The sequence below is a fragment of the Actinokineospora auranticolor genome (assembly GCF_002934265.1).
Taxonomy (GTDB): Bacteria; Actinomycetota; Actinomycetes; order Mycobacteriales; family Pseudonocardiaceae; genus Actinokineospora; species Actinokineospora auranticolor.
Genome location: NZ_PTIX01000010.1, coordinates 257,849 through 283,040 on the forward strand (window position 1 = coordinate 257,849; position 25,192 = coordinate 283,040).

A 25,192-nucleotide genomic window follows, 5' to 3' on the forward strand; every position below is an offset into this window, starting at 1 on the left:
TCGGTTTCGACGTATCGGGTCAGCGGTCCAGGCCCACCCCGGTGCGCCGGGTCAGCGCCGGGCGGCGGCGCGGCGACCGGGTGGGCCGCTCCGGCCGGTCGGACAGCCGGGCGACGCTGGGGTGCTGGAAGAGGGCTTGGACGGTCAGGTCGGTGTCGAGGGTGGCGTTGACGCGGTTGACGAGCCGGATCGCGAGCAGCGAGTGGCCGCCGAGGCGGAAGAAGTCGTCGTCGACCCCCACGCTCGGCACGCCGAGCGCCTCGGCGAACAGCTCGCACAGGATCTGCTCGCGCGGGGTGCGCGGCTCGCGGCCGGTGGTGTCGTGGGCCGGTGCGGGCAGTTGCGCGCGGTCGAGCTTCCCGTTGCCGGTCAACGGCCAGGTGGGCAGCGGGATGAGGTGCTGCGGGACGAGGTAGTCGGGCAGCAGCCCGGTGAGCGTGTCGCGTAGTGCGGCCGAATCGGCGACGCCGGTGTAGTAGCCGACCAGTTGCTTCTCGCCGTTGGCCGCCGTGTGGACCGTGACCGCCGCCTGGGTGATGTCCGGCCGCGCGGTCAACGCCGCCTCGACGTCGGCGGGCTCGATGCGGAACCCGCGGATCTTGACCTGCTGGTCGGTGCGGCCGTGGAAGGTCAGCGTGCCGTCGGGTTCCCAGCGCGCGAGGTCTCCGGTGCGGTAGACCCGGTCCCCCGGCGCGCCGAAGGGATCCGCGACGAAGCGGGACGCGGTCAGCGTGGGGTTGCCGGTGTAGCCGCGAGCGAGTCCGGGGCCCGCCAGGTACAGCTCACCGATCACCCCGGCGGGCGCGAGGTTGAGGTACTGGTCGAGCACGTACAGCCGCGACCCGCTCATCGGCCCGCCCAGCGGCACGGTCGCGGGGATCTCGTCACCGGAGCGGAATCCCGTGTGCGTGGCGCACATGGTGATCTCGGTCGGCCCGTAGGTCGTCCGCACCACGGTGCTCGGGCACGCCGTCAACACGGCCCGCACCGCCTCCGGCGAGATGACGTCACCGCCGGTCGTGATCTCCGCCAGCCCGGCGAACAGCCCGGGGTCGCCTTCCGCGACGACCCGGAACAGACCGGCCGTCAACGACACCCGCGTGACCCGCTGCTCGGTGATCACCCGGCGCAGCGACTCCGCGTTCGCAGTGCCGAGACCGGCGACCACGACCGTCCCACCGGCCAGCAGCGGCGCCCAGATCTCGTAGGTCGACCCGTCGAAGGCGTGCGGCGCCTGGAACAGGACCCGGTCGCGCGCGGTCACCTCCCACACACCGTCCAACGCCAGGTCGACAACTCCCCGGTGGGTGACCGTGATGCCTTTTGAGCGCCCGGTCGACCCGGACGTGTGCATGACGTACGCCGCCTGGTCGGGACGGACCGCGGGCAACGCCACGCAAACGCTTGCCGGCACCCGGTCGTGCGGCCGCACGATGCCGCGGAGCGCGGCCTGCTCCTTGGCGAACGGATCGTCCACATGCGCGTCGTCGACCACCAGCAGCGGCGAAACGTTGCCTGCCACGACCTCGGTCAACCGGCTGTGCGGCGCGTCGGTGTGCAGGGGCAGGTAAGCCGCCCCGGCCTTGACGATCCCCAGCAGCACCACGACCAGGTCGACACTCCGGTCCATCAGCACCGGCACCACGCACTCCGCGCCCACTCCACGCCAGGCCAACAACTCCGCGAAGGCCGACGACCGCGTGTCCAGCTCCCGATAGGACAGTGACACCACCCCATCGGTCACCGCCTCGGCATCCGGCGCCGCGACCACCCGCTCACCGAAGGCGCTCACCACGGTCCCCGGCACGTCCGGGCCGTCGCCGATCCCCCGCGCCAGCAGCACGTCCCGTTCGGTGCCCGACAGCACGCCGATGCCGCCGACCCGCACCGCCGGATCCGCCACGACCGCGCGCAGCACCGCCGCGAGCCGCGAACCCAGGCACGCGATCGTGTTCTCGTCGAACAGGTCGAGCGCGTACCCGAGCCGCACGAGCAGACCGGTCTCGGCGGCGCTCACGGTGACGTCGAGGTCGAACTTCGCCACGTCCTGGGGCGCGCCGAGCGGCGCGCTCCCCGGCAACACGAGCCCGGCGCCGTCACCGGCCATCGACACCATCACCTGGAACAGCGGGTGCCGGGCCAGCGACCGCGCGGGCCGCAGCCGCTCGACCAGCGTGTCGAACGGGACGTCCTGGTGCGCGTACGCGGCCAGGTCGGCCGCGCGGACCCGGGCCAGCAACTCGGCGAACGTCGGGTTGCCGGAGGTGTCGGTGCGCAGCACGACGGTGTTGACGAAGAACCCGACCACCTCGTCCAGCGCCTCGTCGTCGCGACCGGCCACGACTGTGCCGAACGGCAGGTCGGTGCCCGCGCCGAGCCGGGTCAGGGTCAGCGCCAACGCGGCCCGCACGACCATGAACAGCGTGGCGTCGTGGTCCCGTGCCACCGCCCGCAACGCGTCGAGCACGTCGACGGGCAGGTCGACCGACACCGCGCCACCCCGGTGGGTCGGCCGGGCCGGACGCGCGCGGTCGACGGGCAGGGTCAGCTCCTCCGGCAGCCCCGCAAGCGCTTGCCGCCAGAACTCCACCTGCCGCGCCAACACACTGTCCTCATCGGACAGCTCGCCCAGCACCTCGCGCTGCCACAGCGTGTAGTCCGCGTACTGCACCGGCAGCGGCGTCCACTCCGGCGCCGCACCCGCCACCCGAGCGGCGTACGCGGCGGCGAGGTCCCGCACGAGCGGCCCCATCGACCACCCGTCGGCCGCGATGTGGTGCACGACCAGCACGACGTGGTCCCGCACCACCGCGACCCGCAGCGGCGGCTCGGCGGCCAGGTCGAACGCGTGCGCCCGTTCCCGCGCCACGACGGCGTCCACGTCCTCCGGCGCGCACGGCACCCACTCGACCGGCGCCTCCACCGACCGCAGCACCCGCTGCACCGGCACACCGTCGACCTCGGGGAACACCGTCCTCAGCGACTCGTGCCGGGCCATCAGGTCCCGCACGGCCAGCCGCAACGCGTCCGCGTCCAGCTCCCCGGTCACCCGGCTGGCCAGCGAGATGTTGTAGGTGGCCGCCTGCTCGTCGAGCTTGCGCAGCAACCAGAGCCTGCGTTGGGCGGACGAGACCGGCACCTCCTCGGGACGCGGGTCGAGCGCGATCAGCGGCACCGCGGCACCGGCCGACGCGTCGAGCGCGCCGAGCAGCCCGGCGACGGTCGGGTGTTCGAAGATCGTGCGGATCGACACGGACTCGCCCAGGGCCGTGCGGATCCGGTTCGCCAGGCGGGTCGCGAGCAGGGAATGACCGCCGAGGTCGAAGAACCCGTCGTGCACGCCCACATCCGGCAGGCCGAGCAACGCGGCGAAGATGCCGCAGAGCAGTTCCTCGCGGGGCGTGCGGGCGGCCCGGGACGTGCTGTCGTGGCTGGGCGCGGGCAGCGCGTCGCGGTCGAGCTTGCCGTTGGTGGTGACCGGCAACGCGTCCAGCACGACCAGCGCGGACGGCACCAGGTAGTCCGGCAGCCGGGCGGCCAGCGCGCGGCGGACCGCGTCGGGGTGGGCGGTGCCGGTCAGGTAGCCGACCAGGCGCCGCTCCCCCGGCCGGTCCTCGCGCAGCAGCACCGCGGCGTGCTCGACCCCGGGCGCCTCGGTGAGCGCGGCCTGGACCTCGCCGAGTTCGACCCGGAAACCGCGGATCTTGACCTGGTCGTCGGCGCGGCCGACGAACCGCAGCCTGCCGTCGGTGCCCCAGCGCACGACGTCGCCGGAGCGGTACATGCGGGTGCCCGCCGGGCCGAACGGGTCGGCGATGAACCGGCCCGCGGTGAGTCCCGGCCTGCCGATGTACGCCCTGGCCAGCGCGGTGCCCGCGATGTACAGCTCCCCCGCGACCCCGGGCGGGACCGGCTGGAGCGCGTCGTCGAGGACGTAGACGTCGGTGTTGGGCACGGGCCCGCCGATGGTGACCGGGTCACCCGCGCGCAGCGGACCGCCGGTGGCGCAGATGGTGGTCTCGGTGGGGCCGTAGGAGTTCTGCAAGGGGTGGGTGGCGGCCCATCGGTCCATGAGGGACTGCGGGCACGACTCGCTCGCGGTGACGATGACGGCGCCGTCGGGCACGGCGTGGTCGGGCAGCGCGGCCAGCAGCGACGGCGTGACCAGCAGGTGCGTGACGTCCGGCGCGGCGCCGGGCGCGGCGGTGAGCAGGTCCTCGGGCTCGGCGATGACCAGGGTGCCGCCGAGCAGCAGCGCCATGGCGACTTCCCAGACGGAGCCGTCGAAGCCGATGGAGGCCAGTTGCAGCACGCGGTGCCCCGGCCCGCTGACGAACTCGCGGTGCCGCCGGGCCAGGCGGGTGAGGCCGGTGTGCGGGAGCGCGACGCCCTTGGGGGTTCCGGTGGAGCCGGAGGTGTAGATGACGTAGCAGAGGTGCCGGTGGTCGAGTCCCGGGTTCAACGGCTCGTCCGGGTAGCCGGACAGGTCCGTGTCCGCGAGGACCAGGGTCGACAGGCCGAGGTCGCCCGGCGAGTCGGCGATCAGCAGCACGGAGCCGCTGTCCGTGGCCACGAACTGCTTGCGCTGTGCGGGATACGCCGGATCCACCGGCACGTACACCCCGCCCGCCTTGCTGACCGCGAGGAACGCGACGACCCAGTCGATCGAGCGCGGCAGCGAGACCGCGACCGGCACCTCGGGGCCCACACCGCGCTCGGCCAGCAACCGCGCGACGCGGTTGGCGCGGGCGTCGAGTTCGGCGTACGTGAGCGATGCCCCGGCGTGCTCGACGGCCGGGGTGTCGCCGTGCGCGGCCACCTGCTCGGCGTACAGCTCGGGCAGGGTGCGCGGCGGCACCTCCGCGGTGGCGTTCCAGTCGACCAGCAGCCGCGCGCGCTCGTCCGCGCCGAGCACGTCGACCCGGCCGATGCGCGCGCCCGGGTCGGCGGCGACGGCGTCGAGGAACCGCGCCAGCCGGTGACCCAGCCCCGCGACGGTGACCTCGTCGAACAGGTCGGTGGCGTAGGTGAGCGTGGCGGTCATGCCGCCCGCGTCGGCGCGTTCGACCACGCCGATGAGCAGGTCGAACTTCGCCGGGTCCAGCGGCGCCTTGCGCGCGGTCGCCCCGACCCCGGCCAGCCGCAGGCCCGGGGCCTCGTCCTCGACGCCGAAGGCGACCTGGAACAGCGGGTGCCTGGCCAGGGTGCGGTTGGGCCGCAGGCGTTCCACGACCCGGTCGAACGGCGCGTGCTGGTGGGCGTACGCGGCGTGGCCGTCGCGGCGGACGCGGTCGAGGAGTTCGGTGAAGGTGGGGTCGCCGGAGGTGTCGGTGCGCAGCACCAGGCTGTTGACGAAGAACCCGACCAGGTGGTCGAGCGCGGCGTCGGCGCGGCCCGCGACCACGGTGCCCAGCGGCAGGTCGGTGCCCGCGCCGGAGCGGGTCAGCACGGCGGCGATGGCGGCCTGCACCACCATGAACGGGGTGGCGCGCCGGTCGCGGGCGAGCGCGCGGAGCCGGGCGTGCGTGTCGGGTCCGATGTCGACGGTGACGACCGCGCCCGCGTGGGAGGGGCGGGCCGGTCGGGGCCGGTCGTAGGGCAGCGCCAGCTCCTCGGGCAGCCCGGCCAGGTTCGCGGCCCAGAACTCGAGGTCGGCGTCGTGTTCGCGGTCGCCGAGCCAGAGTGCGTAGTCCGCGTACTGCACGGGCAGCGGGCTCCACTGTGGACTCCGTCCGGCGGTGCGCGCGGCGTACGCCGCGGCGAGGTCGTCGAGCAGCACGCCCATGGACCAGCCGTCACCCGCGATGTGGTGGACGACGAGCACCAGCACGGACTCGTCGGATCCGGTCCGCGCGAGGTGGGCGTGGACCGGGTGCTCGGCGGCGAGGTCGAACGGGTACGCGCAGTGCTCGGCGACAACCCCGTCGAGGTCAGCGGGTGCGTGGGTCGAGACACCGAGGTCGACTGACACGACCCCGACGACCTGAACAGGTTCGCCGTCGTGCTCGGTGAAGGTGGTGCGCAGGACCTCGTGCCGTCCGACCACATCGGACAGCGCGCGGCGCAGCGCGGGCACGTCGACGGCACCGGTCAGGTGCGTGACGACCGGGATGTTCCAGTTCGCGCTCGGCCCTTCGAGGCAGTGCAGGAACCAGAGCCTGCGCTGGGCGGGCGAGAGCGGCACGCGGTCGGGGCGCGGGTCGGCGGCGACCACCGGCGGCGGTGCCTCGGCGGTGTCGAGCCGGGTGGCCAGCCGGGCGACGGTGGGGTGCTGGAACAGCGTCTGGATGGTGGCGGCGGTGTCGAGGGTGGCGTTGATCCGGTTGGTGAGCCGCAGCGCGAGCAGGGAGTGGCCGCCGAGGTGGAAGAAGTCGTCGTCGATGGTGACGGTGTCGACGCCGAGGGTGTCGGCGAACAGGTCGCGGAGGATCTGCTCGCGCGGGGTCCGGGGCGCGCGGCCGGTGGTGGTGTGGGTGGGCGCGGGGAGCTGGGCGCGGTCGAGCTTCCCGTTGCGGGTCAGCGGCCAGGTGGCGAGGGGGACGAGGTGGCGCGGGACCAGGTAGTCGGGCAGGACGGCGGCGAGCGCGCCGCGCAGGTCGGCCGGGTCGGCAGTACCCGTGTAGTAGCCGACCAGCTGCTTCTCGCCGTTGGCCCCCGTGTGGACGGCGACAGCGGCCTGAGTGATGTCGGGCTGCGCGGTCAGGGCGGTTTCGACGTCGGCCGGTTCGATGCGGAACCCGCGGATCTTGACCTGCTGGTCGGCGCGGCCGTGGAAGGTCAGCGTGCCGTCGACCTCCCAACGGGCCAGGTCTCCGGTGCGGTAGGCGCGGTCCCCCGGCGCGCCGAAGGGATCGGCGGTGAATCGGGTGGCGGTCAGCGCCGGGTTGGCGGTGTAGCCGCGGGCGAGTCCGGGGCCTGCCAGGTACAGCTCGCCGATGACGCCGCCGGGCACGGGGTTGAGGTACTGGTCGAGCACGTACAGCCGGGTGCCGCTCATCGGGCCGCCGAGCGGGACCGTCGCGGGCACCTCGTCGCCCGCGCGGAACCCGGTGTGGGTGGCGCACATGGTGATCTCGGTCGGCCCGTAGGTGGTCCGCACGATGGTGTCCGGGCAGGCGTCGAGCACGGCCCGTACGGCCTCGGGTGAGATGACGTCGCCGCCGAGGGTGACCTCGGCGAGCCCGGCGAACGCGGCCGGGTCGTGCTCGGCGATCACCCGGAACAGACCCGCGGCCAACGAGACCCGCGTGACCCGCTGCTCGGTGACCACCCGGCGCACCGATCCGGCGTCCGTGCGCCCCGACCCGGCGACCACGACCGCGCCGCCGATCAGCAGCGGCGCCCAGATCTCGTAGGTCGACCCGTCGAAGGCGTGCGGCGCCTGGAACAGCACCCGGTCGCGCGCCGTGACCTCCCACGCGGGGTCCAGCGCCAGGTCCACGACTCCCCGGTGGGTGACCGTGATGCCCTTGGACCGCCCAGTCGATCCGGACGTGTGCATGACGTACGCCGCCTGGTCCGGCCGCACCGGCGGTAGCTCGGCGCCGGTTCCGTCCGGGGCCCGGTCGCCGGGCAGCGCGATCCCGCGCACCGCCGCCTGTTCCCGGGCGAACGGGTCGTCGGCGTGCGCGTCGTCGACGACCAGCACCGGCGACGCGTTCCCGGCGAGGACCTCGGTCAACCGGGAGTGCGGCGCGTCGGTGTGCAGGGGCAGGTAAGCCGCCCCAGCCTTCAGGATCCCCAGCAGCACCACGACCAGGTCGACACTCCGGTCCATCAGCACCGGCACCACGCACTCCGCGCCGACACCGCGCCAGACCAGCAGTTCCGCGAACTCGGACGACCTCGCGTCCAGCTCCCGATAGGACAGTGACACCACCCCGTCGGTCACCGCCTCGGCATCCGGCGCCGCGACCACCCTCAGCCCGAACGCGCTCACGACCGTGCCCCCGACCACCGGACCATCGCCGATCCCCCGTGCCAGCAGGGCATCCCGCTCGGACGCGGCCAGCACCGCGGCCTCGCCGACCCGTACCTCAGGGTCCCCCGACACCTCGCACAACACCGCGACCAGCCGCTCACCGAGTGACCGGGCCGTGGACTCGTCGAACAGGTCGTGCGCGAACACCACGCGGATGTCCACGCCGTCGCGCGTCCCGTCACGGCCGAACCGCTCGTCGACGTCGACCTCGAGGTCGAACCGGGACACGACACCCCCGCCCGGCACGGCGGCGCAGTCCAGGCCGGGCAGGGTGATGTCCGGGCCGGAACCCCTGCCGAGCGACAGCGCGACCTGGAACAGCGGGTGCCGGGCCAGCGACCGCGCGGGCCGCAACCGCTCCACCAGCGTGTCGAACGGGACGTCCTGGTGCGCGAACGCGGCCAAGTCGGCCTGCCGGACGCGGCGCAGCAAGTCCGCGAACGTCGGGTTGCCGGAGGTGTCGGTGCGCAGCACGACGGTGTTGACGAAGAACCCGACCAGGTCGTCGAACGCCTCGTCGGCGCGCCCCGCGACCACGGTGCCCAGCGGCACGTCCGGGCCCGCGCCGAGCCTGGTCATGGTCAGCGCCAAGGCGGCCTGGACGACCATGAAGAAGGTCGCGTCGTGCTCGCGGGTCAGCTCGTGCAACCGCTGGTGCACGGTGGAGTCCAGGCTCAGCGCGACAGCCCCGCCGAGGTGCGACGGGCGCGCCGGGCGGGTGCGGTCGACCGGCAGCACGAGTTCCTCGGGCACCCCGGCCAGGTTCTCCCGCCAGAACGCGACCTGCCCGGCCGCCACACTGTCCTCATCGGACACGTCACCGAGCAGGTCCCGTTGCCACAGCGTGTAGTCGGCGTACTGCACCGGCAGCGGCACCCAGTCCGGCGCGGCCCCGGCGGCCCGCGCGGCGTAGGCGCGGCCCAGGTCGCGCACCAGCGGTCCCATCGACCAGCCGTCCTCGGCGATGTGGTGCAGCACCAGCACCAGCACGGCCTCCTCCGGCGCGTACCGGATGAGCGCGGCGTGCACCGGGGACTCGTTCTCCAGGTCGAACGTCCGGGCGCTCTCCCTCGCCACCACGGCGTCGACCTCGTCGACCGCGCAGGTCAGCAGGCGCAGGAAGTCGGTGGACGGCAGGACCCGCTGCACCGGTTCACCGTCGACCTGCGGGAACACCGTGCGCAGCGGCTCGTGCCGGGTCGCCAGGTCGGTCAGCGCGGCCCCGAGGGCGGCGTCGTCGAGCGCCCCGCGAATCCGGGTCACCATCGGCACGGTGTAGGTCCGGCTGGGGCCTTCCACCTGGTGCAGGAACCACAGACGCCGCTGAGCCGGGGACAGGGGCACGGTCTCCGGCCTCGGCACCACGGCCGTCGGCGGCACCCGCCGGGTCGAGCCGGTCGCGCCGAGCCGGGCCGCGAGGCCGGTCGGGGTCGGGGTGTCGAACACCGCGCGCACGTCGAGGTCCGCGCCCAGGACCGCGCGGACGCGGTTGACCAGGCGCGCGGCGAGCAGGGAGTGGCCGCCGAGTTCGAAGAAGTCGTCGCGCGCGCCGACCTCCGGCAGGCCGAGCAGGGCGGCGAAGAGGCCGCAGACGATCTCCTCGGCGGGGGTGCGCGGCGCGGTGCCGGTCGCGCGGGCCCCCAGGTCGACCTCGGGCAGCGCGGCGCGGTCGAGCTTGCCGTTGGTGGTCAGCGGCAGGTCGTCGACCACGACGAACGCGGCGGGCACCAGGTAGCTGGGCAGCGCGCGCACCACCTCGGCCTTGGCGGAGGCGACCAGCGCGGCGGCGGTGAGGCCGCGCAGCGGGTTGTTCGTGTAGGCCGACAACGGCGACCCGGTGTCGGCGGGCCGGTAGAGGTCACCGGTCGGCGCGGGCGCTGCCGGGTCGTGGAAGACGACGTCAAGCGCGCCCTCCACAGTGGACCAGGTGGCGAGTACCCCGAGCCCGAGGTCCGCACCGATACCGTGCAGTGCTTCGGGATCCGGGACGGAGTCGTCCGGCGCGGAGTCCAGCAGCGCGGCCGCCGCGGCGGGCTCGGCGTCGGCGAGCAGCGCGGACCGCGCCGCGAGTTCCCCGCGCAACCGGCCGTTGGGCACACCGACGACCCGCATCGGCGCGCCGTCCAGCAGCGCATCGCGGAGCCCGGCGAGGTCGTGGACATCGGTGCCCCACCGCAGTTCCGGGACCGCGTGGGCCACGGGCGCCGCGTCGCGACTCAGGACGACGTCGTAGCGGTGCCGGGTCATCTCGTTGTGGTGCGCGCCCCGCTGCACCTGGACGTCCACGCTGCCGATGCGCGCGTCCAGTTCCCGGAGCGCGCCGAAGAAGTCCGGGTGGACCAGCAGCTCCTCCTCGCCGCGGGCCAGCCGGTCGACGGCGTCGCGGGCGGCCCGGTTGTCGGCGGGCAGCGGCGCGCGGCCCAGGACGATCGCGGAGTGCAGCACCGGCAGCAGGTCCGGGTGGCGCAGGTCGCCGAGGAACAACCTGCCGTGCGGGGCCAGCAGGTCGAACGCGGTGCGGACGAACGCGGCCAGGTACTCCGCGTCCGGGAAGTACTGCACGACGGAGTTGATGACGACCGTGTCGAAGTAGCCGCGCGGCAGGTCGTCGAGTTCGTGGGCGCCCGCCGTGCTCAGGCGCACCCGGGTGGCCAGTTCCGGCACGCGGGCGACCTGCCGGGACAGGTGCTCGACCGCGACCGCGGACAGGTCGGTGCCCCAGTACTCGGTGCAGTGCGGGGCGACGCGGGACAGGATGAGCCCGATGCCGACGCCGACCTCCAGCACGCGGCCGGGGCGGGACTCCAGCACCCGCTCGACGGTGGCCGCGCGCCACTCGCCCATCTCGTCGTCCGAGAGCGGTTCCCCGGTGTACGCGCTGGTCCAGCCGGTGAACACGTCGCCGAAGCCGGTGTCCTCGACGGTGCGGTAGTGCGCGTCGTTGGTGTCGCGCCACTCGTCGACCTGCTGGTCGCGGTGGCCGCTGTCGGCGCCGTCGGGCACCAGGTAGGCGACCAGCCGCTTCTCGCCGCGCTGGTCCTCGCGCACCACCACGGCCGCGCGGTCGACCCCGGGCACGTCGGTGAGCGCGGCCTCGACCTCGCCGGGTTCGATGCGGAAGCCGCGGATCTTGACCTGGTCGTCGGTGCGGCCCAAGAACTCCAGCCTGCCGCGCGCGTCCCAGCGCACGACGTCGCCGGTGCGGTACATGCGGCCACCCGCCGGGCCGAACGGGTCGGCGACGAAGCGGGACGCGGTCAGGCCGCGGCGGTCGATGTAGCCGCGCGCCAGGCCGGGACCCGCGACGTACAGCTCACCCCCGGTGCCGGGCGGGACGGGTCGGAGCACGTCGTCGAGCACGTACACCCGGGTCGCCGGGACCGGGCCGCCGACGGTGACGGGCTCGTCCGGGCGCAGGGAGCCGCCGGTCGCGCAGACCGTGGTCTCGGTGGGCCCGTAGGAGTTGACCAGCCGGTGGCGCACCGACCAGCGGTCGACCAGCGCGCGGGTGCACGCCTCGGACGCGGTGATGATCGTGGTGCCGTCGGCGAACGCCTCGGTGGGCAGCGCGGCGAGCAGCGACGGCGTCACGGTCACGTGCGTGGCGCGCGCGGCGGCGGCGTGCCCGGCCAGCACGCCGTCGGGGTCGCCGATGACCAGGGTGCCGCCGCTGAGCAGCGCCATGGTCATCTCCCACACCGAGCCGTCGAAGCCGATGGAGGCCAGCAGCAGCACGCGGTGCCCGGAGCCCTCGGTGACGTAGTCGGCGTGCCGGGCCACCAAGCGGGTCATGCCGGTGTGCGGGAGAGCGACGCCCTTGGGGACCCCGGTGGACCCCGAGGTGTAGATGACGTAGCTGATGTGGGTGTGCCGCAACGGCGCGAGCCGGTCGGTGTCGGCGAGGTCGTGCGACGCGCGGGTGGGCTGGTCGAGGTCGGCGACCAAGACCTCCTCGACGTCCGGGAGCCTGCCCGGGGTGTCCACGAGCGCGAGCAGCGGCGCGGTGTCGTCGAGCATGAAGCGCTTGCGCCGCACCGGGTAGGTCGGGTCGACGGGCACGTACGCGCCACCGGCCTTGGTGACCGCGAGGAACGCGGTGACCAGGTCGACGCCCCGGTCCATCGACACCACGACCGGGGTGTCCGGGGCGACGCCGCGGTCCACCAGCGACCGGGCCACCCGGTTGGCGCGGGCGTCGAGTTCGCGGTAGGTCAGCGACCGGGTGCCGTCCTCGACCGCGGTGGTGTCCGGGTACCGGGCGACCTGCTCGGCGAACAGCTCGGGCAGGGTGCGCACCGGCAGGTCGGGCCGGGTGTGCCACTCCCCCAGCACGGTCCGGTTCTCCTCGGGCAGCAGCAACGACAGCCGGGCGAGCGGCCCGTCGGGTGCGTCGAGCAGCCACGCCACGGTCAGCGCGACCCGGATGTCCAGTTCCGGCGGCACGGGACCGTCGCACGCGCACAGCTCGAACCCGGTGACGGTGTCCGTTCCGGTGTCCATGAGCACGACGTCCGGTTCGCCCACGGTGTCCCGCGCCGCGCGTACGGCGTCCACAAAGGACATCCGCGCGGTCTGGGTGACGGCCAGCGCGCCGTCCGCGCTGCCGACGCGCACCTCGGACCGGGCGAGCAGACCACCGACCGCCACGCCGATGGCCACCGCGGTGACCCGGCGCGCGGGCAGGCCGAGCCGGGCGGCGAGCCGGTCGATGCCGTCGCACACGGCGCCGGGCAGCTCCACGACCTGCGGGGGCGCGGCGGGACGATCGGACACCATGTCCTCCTGGCGGTGGGGCGCGGGTAGACGGCGCGGCGAGACGGCCGCGGTGGGTGGCGAAAGGCAAGACCCGGCCCGATCGTATGGAATGGATCGGGGCTCGGGAACAATTCGCGGCCGTGTGGCAGCATCCTGCCGCACGATCCCGGTCGGTCCTATTCCAGCGGCAGGATCCTGACTGACCGAAACCACGCACTCCACTATCCAGCGCGAATGTGGTCGGGTGGGCGACAACGGCGTGCAAATGCGATACCGAGGAGACACCCGTGTCCGACGTCGAGGTGAACCCCGACCTCCGTGACGACGACCCCGGCCGTGATGACCCCGGTCGGAGCAGCCCCACCCGAGCCGACACGGTCCGTGACGACTCCGGACCGGCGACCGCCGTGCCGCTGCGCCGGAACGGGCCATTCCAACTGTTGTGGACCGGCGCGGCGTTCTCCATCCTCGGGTTGGAGGTCGCCGCCCTGGTGTTCCCGCTGGTCGTCCTGATGGTCACCGGGTCGCCGGGCGCGGCGGGCGCGGTCGCGTCGGTGGAGATGATCGCGGGGCTGGTGCTCGGCCTGCCCGCGGGCGAGCTGGTCGACCGGCACGACCGGCGCGTGGTGCTGATCCTGGTCGAGGTGGGGCGCGCGGTCGGCGCGGCCAGCGTGGTGGTCGCCCTCGCCCTGGACGCGCTGACGCTGCCGCACCTGCTGGTCGTCGCGGTGGTCATGGGCTCGATGCGGCCGTTCAGCGCGACCGCCCGGATGCTGATGATCCGCGCGCTCGTGCCGTCCGAGCAGCTCACCGCCGCGCTCACCCAGGAGGAGGCCCGGGTCAGCGGCGCGTCCCTGGTCGGCCCGCCGCTGGGTGGCGCGCTCTTCGCCGTCGCCGCCGTGGTCCCGTGGCTGGTCACGACGGTCAGCTCGCTCGTCGCGGGGGTCTGCATGGCGCTGGTCCGCGTGCCCCCGGCGGCGAAACCGGAACCGGCCCCGACCGCGGACGGCGGCTCGATCGCGCGCCGCATCGCCACCGGCCTGTCCGTGCTGTGGAACCAGGCGACCCTGCGCCGGACCACCCTGTTCACCGCCGCGATGAACGCGGCGTCGGCGCCGTTGGTGCTGGTCACGGCCGTGTACCTGACCGCGCAGGGTGTCTCGTCCGAGCAGATCGGCATCGCCACGGCCGGGCTCGCGGTCGGCGGCCTGCTGGGCACGCTGCTGATCGGCAGGCTCAACCGGCTCGCCCCCGGCGTCCTGATGCTCGGTCAGGCCGCGTTCCTCACCGTGCTGCTGTGCGTGCTCGCGCTGCCGTTGGGCCCGTGGGGCGCGGGCAGCGCCCTGTTCCTGTCGATGCTGGGTGTGCCGACGATGCGGGTGCTGGTCGACATCGTGCTGTTCCGGCAGGTCCCGGACGCGCAGCGGGGCCGGGTGGCGTCGGCGGCGATGACGCTGTGGGGCGCCAGTTCGGCGCTGGGCACGCTGGTCGTCGGGCTGCTGCTGGACGTGGCGCCGGTGTGGGTCGTGCTGGTGGGCCTGGCGGGCGCGCTAGCCCTCGTGTTCGCCTTCGGCCTGCTCAACCCCGTCTTCCGGCGCACCGCCTGGCCCGCCGAGACCGCATGAGCCCGCGGTTCGGGGACCGGGGGTCGCGCGCGCGGCGTGCCTGCGGGCCAGGTCGGTCAGCCCGATCTCGGACAGCCGCATCCCGGCCTCGAACCGCGAGGTCACGTTCAGGGACTTGAGGATGCTGGCCACGTAGCGGCGGTAGGTGCGCACGGACACGCGCATCTGCCGCGCCGCGCTCTCGTCCTTCATCCCGGCGCACAGGCGGCCCAGCACGTCGGCCAGCGAACTGGGTCCGACCAGGGCGATCACCGCGCCGGTGAGCTCGGTGAAGTCGACGGCGAGGTCGCGCAGCGTGGCGTGGGTCTGGCGCAGGGCGCGGACCACCTCGGGGGTGCGGACCAGGGTGCCGCCGCCGGTGTCGGCGGGCAGCAGCGCCACGTCGTCACCGACCAGCACCGCGCGCGGCAGGGTGCGGGCCAGGACCCGGACCTCGGCGCCCGCGGCCACCAGACCGGCGAGGGTGTGCTGGTCGGGCGCGGCGAGCGCGGCCAGGTCGTGGTGCAGCAGCGTCAGCCGGTGGCCGCGGTCGAGCACCTCGGCGCGCAGGAACTCGCACGGGTCCATGCCCAGCGGTTCGGTCAGCTCGGCTTGGGCGGAGCAGGCGACCAGCACCGAGGTGCCCGCGGGCCGCGCGCGCAGCTCGGCGCGGAGTTCGGCACCGGCGTCGCGGGGTTCGGCCGCGGTCCGGCGCTGCCCCATGGACAGCTCCAGCGCCTCGATGAGCAGCCGCCGCGCGCCGTGGAACGCGTCGACCCCCTCGCCCTGACCAGCGGTGGCACCCCCGGTGCCATCCCGGCTCGCGCGCGCCTGCGGCACCGCCGCCCCGACCGCGTTGATCACGAAACTCCCCCGCGTTTGTTACCGGTTGCCCGACAGGCCCCCCATCCGGGCTGTCGCTCACCATGGCATGCCAATTGGTGACCGACAAGCAGCACGGAGTAGTTGACGCTGTTCGGCCGCACCCGCTCCGCTGAACGGAACGAAACCGGCTGGTCACCGTAGGTATGGGAGCGGTGTCCGCGACCGCGCTGTCCACTTCCTGCGGGCCGGGCCCCGACGCGGCACACAATCGAGCCACCGGCCGTGTCACCTAGCTGCCAATGCCGGGGAGCGCGACCACCTTGCCCGGCCGCGCGGGCGACTCATAAGCTGGCCGGGAATTGGGTTCGACCCGCCGGGGTCCCGGCATTTCGCCGGACGATCAACCCCGAGTTCACCCCTATTGCCGGCAATGCCACGAGTACGGGAGCGCATTCGACGTGACCAATCCATTTGACGACGAGAGCGGCCGTTTCCTGGTGCTGGTGAACGACGAGAACCAGCACTCGCTGTGGCCGTCGTTCGTCGACGTGCCCGCCGGGTGGACCGTGGCGCTGGCGGAGACCACGCGCGCGGAGTGCCTGGCGTACGTGGAGCGGAACTGGACCGACCTGCGCCCGGCGAGCCTGGTGCGCGCGATGGGCGAGCGGTGACCGGGGTAGCCGAGTCCGCCACCGGGTCCGCCACCGAGCTGCGCCAGGCGGAGCTGCACGCCTCGCTCGGCCACCCGCTGGCGGAGTCGATGGACTTCCTCAACGGCGTGGCGCTGCGCTACCCCGGCGCGATCTCGTTCGCCGCCGGGCGGCCGACGGAGCGGTTCCTCGACCTCGACGACGTGCACCGGCACCTGGACCTGTTCCACAGGCACCTGGTGGAGTCGTACGGCGGCGACCAGGCCCGCGCCAACCAGCAGCTGCTGCAATACGGGCGCACCAAGGGGATCATCCACGACCTGGTGGCGCGCAACCTCGCGGCGGACGAGGACATCCACGTCGACCCGGAGTCCATCGTGGTCACCGTGGGCTGCCAGGAGGCGCTGTTCCTGTGCCTGCGCGCCCTGCGCCGCACCCCCGACGACGTGCTGCTCGCCGTCCGGCCGTGCTACGTGGGCGCGCTCGGCGCCGCGCAGCTCGCGGACATGGCGGTGCTGCCGGTGGCCGCGTCCGGTAGCGGCATCGACTTCGCCGACCTGGAAGCGCGGCTGGCCGCGGCTTCGGCGGCCGGGCAGCGGGTGCGCGCGTTCTACCTGGTGGCCGACTTCGCCAACCCGACCGGAACCAGCCTCGACACCGCGGCCCGCACGCGGCTGCTGGAGTTGGCCGCGCGCCACGACTTCCTGCTGCTGGAGGACAACCCGTACGGCCTGTTCCCCGCCGACGACGCACCCCGGCCGCCGACGCTGAAGTCGCTCGACCGCGACCACCGCGTGGTCTACCTCGGCTCGTACGGCAAGACCGGCCTGCCCGGCGCGCGCGTCGGGTTCGCCGTGGCGGACCAGCCGGTGCGCACCCCGGACGGCCGCGCGGAACTGCTCGCCGACCAGCTCGGCAGGCTCAAGAGCATGCTCACGGTCAACACCTCGCCGCTGGCCCAGGCCGCGATCGGCGGGAAGCTGCTGGCGAACGGGTTCAGCCTGCGCGCGGCCAACGACCGCGAACGCGAGGTGTACCGGGGCAACCTGCGCCGGACGCTGGCCGGGTTGACCGAGCGGTTCCCGCCGGGCGGCGGCCACGGCGTCTCGTGGAACACCCCGGGCGGCGGCTTCTTCCTGGTGCTGCGCGTGCCGTTCGCCACCGACGACGCGCTGCTGGAGCTGTCCGCGCGGTCGTTCCGGGTGCTGTGGACGCCGATGCACCACTTCTACGGCGACGGCGTGCCGGTGGCCGAGCTGCGGCTCTCGGTCAGCAACCTGACCCACGAGGAGATCGACACCGGTCTCGACCGGCTGGCCGCGTTCATCCAGTCGCAGACCCCCTGAGACCCCTGAGACCAGACCCACCGCTGAAAGGGCCGCCGATGTACCCGCTGTCCCCGGCGCAACGCCGGTTGTGGTTCGCGCACGCGCTGGAGGGGCCGAGCGCGACCTACAACATCCCCGTGGTGACGCGGTTGCGCGGCGAGTTCGACCGGTCCGTGCTCGCGGCGGCGCTGTCGGACGTGGTGGCGCGGCACGAGTCGCTGCGCACGGTCTACCCGGCGCGCGACGGCGAGCCCGCGCAGGTGATCCTGCCCGTCGAGCGGGCGCGGGTGTCGGTCGGGTTGACCGAGTGCGCGGAGTCGGAGGTGGCCGACGAGGTGGCGCGGCAGAGCGCGCACCTGTTCGACCTCGCCACCGATCTCCCCCTGCACGCGCACCTGGTGCGCGGCGACGACACGCGGTTCGTCCTGGTGCTGCACCACATCGCCGCCGACGGCTGGTCCATGGGCCCGTTCGCGGCGGACTTGGCGCACGCCTACACCGCGCGGCTCGCGGGCACGGCACCGGAGTGGGCGCCGCTGCCGGTCCAGTACGCGGATTACACGCTGTGGCAACGGGATCTGCTGGGCGAGGAGTCCGATCCGGACAGCGAATCCGCGGTGCAGCTCGCCTACTGGCGCACGACACTCGACGGACTGCCGGACGAGGTGACCATCCCGTCGGACCGCTCGCGTCCCGCGACCCCGACGAACCGGGGCGGCGTGGTGACGGTGTCGGTCGACGCGGAAACCCGGGACGCGGTCAAGGCCTTGGCGCGCGGGCTTTCCGCCACGCCGTTCATGGTCGCGCAGGCCGCTCTCGCCGCGACCATGACCCGGCTGGGCGCGGGCACCGACATCGCGCTCGGCACGGTCGTCGCCGGACGTCCCGAGGAGGCCTTGGCCGACCTGGTCGGGTTCTTCGTCAACACGCTCGTCCTGCGCACCGACACCTCCGGCAACCCCACCTTCGCCGAACTCCTGGGCCGCGCGCGGCGGCGGGCCGTCGACGCGCACGCGCACGCGGACCTGCCCTTCGACCGCCTGGTGGAGGACCTGCGGCCGGACCGCGAACTGGGCCGCCACCCGCTGTTCCAGGTGCTGCTGACCTGGGCAGACGGCGGGCAGGGCGCGCTCGCGCTGCCGGGGCTGGACTGCGCGGTGGAGCCGACCGGGCTGCTGGTCGCGAAGTTCGACCTCGACGTGACGCTGATGGACCTGCCCGACCGGTTGGACGTCGTGGTCGAGTACGCGGCCGACCTGTTCGACGAGTCCACCGCCCGGTCGCTGGCCGCGCGCCTGGCGCGGGTGCTCGCGGTGGTCTCGGCCGACCCGACCAGGCGGATCAACGACCTCGACCTGTGCTCCCCCAGCGAGTCCGCCCTGCTGGCCCGCTGGGGCCGGGGCCGGGTGGACCCCGGACCGGGGACCATCCTCGACACGTTCGCGGCGGCTGTCGCCGAGGCGCCGGACGCCGTCGCGGTGACCGACGGGACCACCACGCTCACCCGCGCCGAACTCGACGACCGCGCCAACCGGTTCGCCGCGGGCCTGGTGCGCGCGGGCGTGCGTCCCGGGGAGGTCGTGGCGAGCGCGCTGACCCGCTCGGTCGCCTCGATCGTCGCCGTGTTCGGGGTGTTCAAGGCGCGGGCCGTGCACCTGACGATCGATCCCACCGAGCCGCCCGAGCGCATCCGCGCGCTCATGGCCGACAGCGGCGCCGTGCTCGTCGTGCGGGACGGGGACGTCCGCCACCTCGCTGAGTCCACTGTGGAGCGCTTACCCGCGCCCCGGCCGGACGACATCGCGTACCTGATCTACACCTCCGGTTCGACCGGCCGCCCCAAGGGTGTCCTGGTGCAGCACAAGGCATTGGCGAACCTGGGGCACCACCACGCCATCGACACCCTGCCGCTGGTGGGCGGCGCGCCGCCGCTGCGGATCGGCCTGACCGCGAGCCTGACCTTCGACGCCTCGCTGGACCCGGTGGTGTGGATGGCGGTGGGCCACGAGCTGCACGTCGTCGACGACGACACCCGCCGCGACCCGACCGCGCTGCTGCGCCGAATCCGCGACGCCCGCTTCGACATCGTGTCCACGACACCGTCCTTCGCGCGCGGCCTCGTGGAGGTGGGTCTGCTCGACGGCGGCTACACCCCGGCGTTCCTCGACGTCGGCGGCGAGGCGGTCGAGGACGACCTGTGGGCGCTGCTCGGCGCGCAGGACTTCCTGTGCCTCAACACCTACGGCCCCACCGAGACCGCCGTGGACGCGACCATGGCCCGGGTCGCCGGACCGGTCGCGGTCATCGGCGGCCCGATCACCAACTACACGCTGCGCGTGCTCGACAGCGCGCTGCGGCCCGTGCCGCCCGGCGCGGTCGGCGAGCTGTACGTCGGCGGCGCGGGTGTGGCCGTGGGGTACCTGGGCAGGCAGGCCGAGACCGCGTCGCGGTTCGTCGCCGACCCGTCCGGCCCGCCCGGCTCCCGCTGCTACCGCACCGGTGACCTGGTGCGCTGGCTGCCGGACGGTTCGCTGCGCTACCTGGGCCGCGCCGACGACCAGGTCAAGATCCGCGGGTTCCGCATCGAGCCAGCCGAGGTCACCGCGGCGCTGGCCGCGGTGCCGGGGGTCGAGCGCACGGCGGTCGTGGTGCGCGAGGACCGGCCGGGCGAGCGCCGCCTGGTCGGGTACGTCAGCGGCCCGGTCGACCCCGAGTCCGCGCGCCGGGCCCTCGCCGAGCGACTGCCCCGGCACCTGGTCCCGGCGGTCGTGGTGCGCTTGGCCGACTGGCCGGTCACCAGCAACGGCAAGCTCGACCGCAAGGCCCTACCCGCGCCGCAGGCCACCGGCTTCGAGCACCGGGCGCGCAGCCCGCGCGAAGAGGTGCTGTGCGGGGTGTTCGCGGACGTGCTGGGGCTGCCCGAGGTCGGCGCCGCGGACAGCTTCTTCGACCTGGGCGGCCACTCGCTGCTGGCGACGCGGCTGGTCAACCGGATCCGCGCGGCGCTGGGCATCTCGGTCGACCTGCGCTCGGTGTTCCGCCACCCGTCCCCGGCCGACCTGGACCGGTTCCTGGCCACCGCGAACGGCCCGGTCGTGCCGCTCGTCGCGCGACCACGACCTGAGCGGCTGCCGCTGACCGCGGCGCAGCGGCGGCTGTGGTTCCTCGACGCGATCGGCGAGGACACCGCGACCTACACGCTGCCAACGGTTCTGCGGGTCCGCGGCGACCTGTCCGTCGACGCGCTGTCCGCCGCGCTGACCGACGTCGTCGCGCGCCACGAGTCGCTGCGCACGGTCTTCCCGGAGCACGACGGCGAGCCGTACCAACTCGTGCTGCCCGTCGAGGCGGCTCGCGTCACGGTCGGCGTCGTCGAGTCCGTCGACACCACCCACCACTTCGACCTGGCCCGCGACCTGCCGATCCACGCCGAGGTCGTACTCGGCGACGGCGAGGCGACGCTCGTCCTGGTGCTGCACCACATCGCCGTGGACGGCTGGTCGATGGACGTCTTCGCCCGTGACCTCGACGCCGCCTACCGCGCCCGCCGCGACGGCACCGCCCCCGAGCTGCCCGCGCCGCCGGTCCAGTACGCGGATTACGCGCTGTGGCAACGGGAAGTGCTCGGCGACGACCGCGACCCCGACAGCGTGCTCGGCGCGCAACTGCGGTTCTGGCGCGAGGCGCTGGCGGACCTGCCGGAGTTGCTGGTGCTGCCCACCGACCGGCCGCGGCCCGCGATCGCCTCGAACCGCGGCGCGGTCGTCGACCTCGACCTCGACCGGTCGGTGCACGACCGGGTCCGCGCGCTCGCCCACGAGAGCGGGGCCACGGTGTTCATGGTGCTGCACGCGGCGGTCGGCGTGCTGCTGTCGCGGCTGGGCGGCGGCGACCGGATCCCGGTCGGCACGGCCGTCGCGGGGCGCGGCGACCAGGCGTTGGACGAGGTGATCGGGTTCTTCGTCAACACGCTGGTGCTGCCGGTGGACGTCACCGGCGACCCGACGTTCCGGCAGGTGCTGGACCGGGTGCGGGAGGCCGACCTGGCCGGGTACGCGCACCAGGACGTGCCGTTCGACCGGCTGGTCGAGGAGCTGAACCCGGCCCGGTCGCTGGCGCACCACCCGCTGTTCCAGGTGCTGCTCTCGGTCGGCGGCGCGGAGTCCGACGAGCTCCGGCTGGGCGACCTCGACGTCACCGACCTGACCTCCGGCACGGCCACGGCGAAGTTCGACCTGTCCTTCGCCGTCGCCCAGCGCCCGGACGGGCTCGGTGTGGCCATCGAGTACGCCACCGACCTGTTCGAACCCGAGACCGCCCAGGTCATCGGCGACCGCTTGGCCCGGCTGCTCGAAGCCGCGCTGACCGACCCGGACCGGCCGGTGTCCGGGATCGACCTGATGAGCGCGGCCGAGCGCGAGGACGTGCTGCGGACGTGGAACGCGACCGACCGCGAGGTGGCGCCGGAGACGCTGACGGCGCTGTTCGAGCGGCAGGTCGCGCGGGTGCCGGACGCGGTGGCGGTGGAGTGCGACGGCGTGGTGCTGACCTACGCCGAGCTGAACGCGCGCGCGAACCGACTGGCCCGGCACCTGATCGGGCTGGGCGCGGGGCCGGAGTCGATCGTGGTGGTGGCGCTGCCCCGGTCGGCGGACGTGGTGGTCGCGGTGCTGGCGGTGCTGAAGTCGGGGGCCGCGTACCTGCCGGTGGACCCGGCGCACCCGGCGGACCGGATCGCGGCGGTGGTGGCCGAGGCGTGCCCGGTGGCGACGCTGACCGCGGTGGACGTCGAGGTGTCCGCCCGGTACTCGTCGGTGGACGTCGCCGACGACGAGCGGCGCGCGCCGCTGACCCCGGCGAACACCGCCTATGTGCTGTTCACCTCGGGGTCCACCGGCCGACCGAAGGGTGTGGTGGTCGAGCACCGGTCGGTCGCGCTGTACCTGGCGTGGGCCCGCGACCGGTACCCGGCGGTGGCCGGGCGGGTGCTGCTGCACTCCCCGGTGACCTTCGACCTGACCGTCACCGGCCTGTTCGGGCCGCTGACCTCGGGTGGTCTCGTCCACCTGGCCCGGCTGTCGGACGACGCGACGCTCGATCCGGCGGCGCGGCCGACGTTCGTGAAGGGCACGCCGACGCACCTGGAGCTGCTGTCCGCGCTGCCGCCGGAGTTCTCGCCGTCGGAGCTGCTGGTGCTGGGCGGTGAGTCGCTGCTGGGCGAGCCGCTGCGGCGGTGGCTGAGCGCGCACCCGGGCGTGACCGTGGTGAACGAGTACGGGCCGACGGAGACGACCGTGGGCTGCGCGGAGTACCGGATCTCGCCGGGTGACGTCGTGCCGGACGGGGTGCTGCCGCTGGGGCGGGCGGCGTGGAACACGCGGTTCTACGTGCTCGACCGGGCACTGCGACCGACGCCGACCGGGGTGCTCGGCGAGCTGTACATCGGCGGTGACCTGGTGACGCGCGGCTACCTCGGGCGGCCGGGGCTGACCTCCGGCCGGTTCGTGGCGGACCCGTTCGGCGCGCCGGGTGCGCGGATGTACCGGTCCGGGGACATGGCGCGGTGGAACCGGGCGGGGCTGCTGGAGTTCGGCGGGCGCACCGACGACCAGGTGAAGGTGCGCGGCATCCGGATCGAGCCGGGCGAGATCGAGTCGGTGCTGGGGCGGCACCCGGCGGTCGCGCACGCGGCCGTGGTGGTGCGCGAGGACGTGCCGGGTGACCAGCGGATCGTCGGCTACGTCGTGCCCGAGCCGGAGGCGTCCCTCGATCCGGACGAGGTGCGCGAGCACGCGGCGGCCACCCTGCCCGGCTACATGGTGCCCGTCGCGATCGTGCCGCTTCCCTCGCTTCCGTTGACGTCCAACGGGAAACTGGACGTCCGACTGCTGCCCGCACCGACCAGGGCGTCCATCGGGCGCCCGCCGCGGACCCCGCGCGAGCACGTCCTGTGTGGACTCTTCGCCGAGGTGCTCGGCGTGGAGTCGGTGAGCGTCGACGACAACTTCTTCGACCACGGCGGCCACTCGCTGTCGGCGGTGCGGCTCACGAGCCGGGTCAACGCGACCCTGGGCACACGGGCGACGGTGCAGACGCTGTTCCAGAACCCCACGGTCGCCCGGTTCCAGCTCGCGGTGACCTCCGCCGGGGCGGACGAGCTGGCCGACGTGCTGACCTACCGCGCGCACGGCGACCGGCCGCCGATCGTCCTGCTGCCCGCGGTCAACGGGCTCGGCTGGGCGTGGTCGTCGCTGGTGCGCCGGTTGCCGAGCGGGCACCCGGTGTTCGCGCTGCAAGACCGCAGGCTGCGCGGTGACGTGCCGGAGCGGTCGGTGCGCGAGCTGGCGGCGGAGTACGCGGCGCGGGTGCGCGAGCTGTGCGGCGACGGGCCGTGCGTGCTGGTGGGCTGGTCGTTCGGCGGGACCGTGGCGCACGAGGTGGCCGCGCGGCTGCCGGGGACCGCGCTGCTGGTCATGCTGGACTCCTTCCACGGACCGGACCCGGCGGGCGAGCGCACGGCAGCGGACGTGCTGCCCTCCGCGCTGGACGGACTGGTCCCGCCACCGGGCAGCGAGTTCGACGGTTCCGCGCTCCGCCGCCTGCTGTCCGATGCAGACAGTCCATTGGCGACTCTTCGCGAGGCGGAGATCGGCGCGCTGGTCCGGGTCGCGATGGCCAACGCGCGGGCGCAGATCGCGCACGTCCCGGCCGTCGTGCAGGCACCCGTGCTGTTCCTCGACGCCAAGGCCGAGGCCCGCGCGTCCGACCAGTGGCGCTCGGTCACCACCGAACCGGACGTCCGCGCGGTCAGCGCGGGCCACCTGGAGATGCTGCGCGCCCCGGCCGTGCACGAGATCGGCGCGCTCGTCCACCGGAAGATCGCTGACGTGTTCGCTCCCGCAGAAGGCCAGGTGACCCGATGACCGCGTTGATCGACCTGCCGCACCCCGGCGCGCTCCGCCCCGACGCGGCGGGCCCGCGCACGGCGACACCACCCGCCCGGCTCGTCGGGATCGGCACCGCCACCCCGCCGACGTCGTACTCGCAGCGGGACCTGCTGGACATCTTCGGCATCTCCGATCCCCGCGTGCGGTCGGTGTTCCTCAACAGCGCCATCGAACGCCGATTCCTCACCCTGCCCCCGGAAGCCCAGGACGGCTCCCGCTTGTTGGAGGAGCAGGGCGCGCTTCTGGCCAAGCACAAGCGTCAAGGCGTCGAGATGGGGCGACGCGCGGTCGAGGCGTGCCTCAAGAGCGCGGGCGCGGACCTGGCCGACATCGGCTACCTGTGCTGCGTGACGTCCACCGGCTTCCTCACCCCGGGCTTCAGCGCCCTGCTGATCCGCGAACTGGGCCTGGACCGCCACACCAGCCGCCTGGACGTCGTCGGCATGGGCTGCAACGCGGGCCTCAACAGCCTCAACGCCGTCACCGGCTGGGCGCTGGCCCACCCGGGCCGACTGGCGGTGATGGTGTGCGCGGAGGCTTGCTCGGCGGCGTACGTGTTCGACGGAACCATGCGCACCTCGGTGGTCAACAGCCTGTTCGGCGACGGGTCGAGCGCCGTCGCGGTCGTCGCCGCCGACCCCCGCGACCGCCCAGGTCCATCGGTCCTCAAGTACGCGAGCTGCATCATCCCCGAAGCCGTAGACGCGATGCGCTACGACTGGGACGACGACGCGGGCCGCTTCAGCTTCTTCCTCGACCCCGAGGTGCCCTACGTGGTCGGCGCCCACGCGGACCTGGTGGTGTCGAAACTCCTTGCGGGCACCGGCCTGCGCCGGGCCGACATCGCGCACTGGCTGGTGCACTCCGGCGGTAAGAAGGTCATCGACTCGGTGCGGATCAACCTTGGCCTGACCCAACACGACGTCCGCCACACCACCGGCGTCCTGCGCGACTACGGCAACCTCTCCAGCGGTTCGTTCCTGTTCTCCTACGAGCGGCTGTGCGACGAGGGCGCCGTCCGCCCCGGTGAACTCGGTGTCCTGATGACCATGGGCCCTGGCTCCACCATCGAGACCGCGCTGGTCCGCTGGTAACACCCCCT

The 25,192-nt window shown here is 73.9% G+C and carries 7 protein-coding genes; 5 read left to right on the forward strand and 2 right to left on the reverse strand.

Annotated elements, in window-relative coordinates:
- Window positions 1-19: 19 nt before the first annotated feature.
- Entirely contained in the window at window positions 20-12,754 is a 12,735-nt protein-coding gene (locus tag CLV40_RS20110) for a non-ribosomal peptide synthetase (protein WP_181043605.1), read from the reverse strand.
- A gap of 269 nt (window positions 12,755-13,023) precedes the next feature.
- On the opposite strand from CLV40_RS20110, the gene CLV40_RS20115 reads away from it, so the two are divergent.
- A complete protein-coding gene (locus tag CLV40_RS20115; RefSeq protein WP_219824035.1) occupies window positions 13,024-14,361 on the forward strand; it encodes an MFS transporter in 1,338 nt (445 codons plus the stop codon).
- On the opposite strand, the gene CLV40_RS20120 is transcribed toward CLV40_RS20115, so the two are convergent.
- A complete protein-coding gene (locus tag CLV40_RS20120) occupies window positions 14,287-15,204 on the reverse strand; it encodes a helix-turn-helix transcriptional regulator (RefSeq protein ID WP_104480489.1) in 918 nt (305 codons plus the stop codon). The two genes, CLV40_RS20115 and CLV40_RS20120, sit on opposite strands and share 75 nt — an antisense overlap.
- Before the next feature lie 419 nt (window positions 15,205-15,623).
- Here CLV40_RS20120 and CLV40_RS20125 point away from each other — a divergent pair, with 419 nt between their 5' ends.
- From CLV40_RS20125 to dpgA, 4 genes are read left to right on the forward strand one after another with little or no spacing between them, the layout of a single operon-like run.
- Window positions 15,624-15,836, forward strand: coding sequence for an MbtH family protein (locus CLV40_RS20125; RefSeq protein WP_104480490.1), 213 nt, complete (start codon window positions 15,624-15,626; stop codon window positions 15,834-15,836).
- On the forward strand, window positions 15,833-17,161 hold the full coding sequence (locus tag CLV40_RS20130; protein ID WP_245931411.1) for an aminotransferase-like domain-containing protein: 1,329 nt from the start codon (window positions 15,833-15,835) through the stop codon (window positions 17,159-17,161). The genes CLV40_RS20125 and CLV40_RS20130 overlap by 4 nt, the downstream gene beginning before the upstream one ends.
- 38 nt (window positions 17,162-17,199) lie before the next feature.
- Complete coding sequence (locus CLV40_RS20135) at window positions 17,200-24,066, forward strand: non-ribosomal peptide synthetase (RefSeq protein WP_104480491.1); 6,867 nt, start codon at window positions 17,200-17,202, stop codon at window positions 24,064-24,066.
- Window positions 24,063-25,184 (forward strand): 3,5-dihydroxyphenylacetyl-CoA synthase DpgA, encoded by a 1,122-nt coding sequence (gene dpgA, locus CLV40_RS20140; protein WP_181043606.1) that lies wholly within the window; start codon window positions 24,063-24,065, stop codon window positions 25,182-25,184. The genes CLV40_RS20135 and dpgA overlap by 4 nt, the downstream gene beginning before the upstream one ends.
- Window positions 25,185-25,192 lie beyond the last annotated feature (8 nt).

What these genes read in the sequence shown, in the direction of transcription:
- CLV40_RS20135 (WP_104480491.1), top strand. Translation starts at nt 17,200, where the DNA reads ATGTACCCGCTGTCCCCGGCGCAACGCCGGTTGTGGTTCGCGCACGCG.
- dpgA (WP_181043606.1), top strand. Translation starts at nt 24,063, where the DNA reads ATGACCGCGTTGATCGACCTGCCGCACCCCGGCGCGCTCCGCCCCGAC.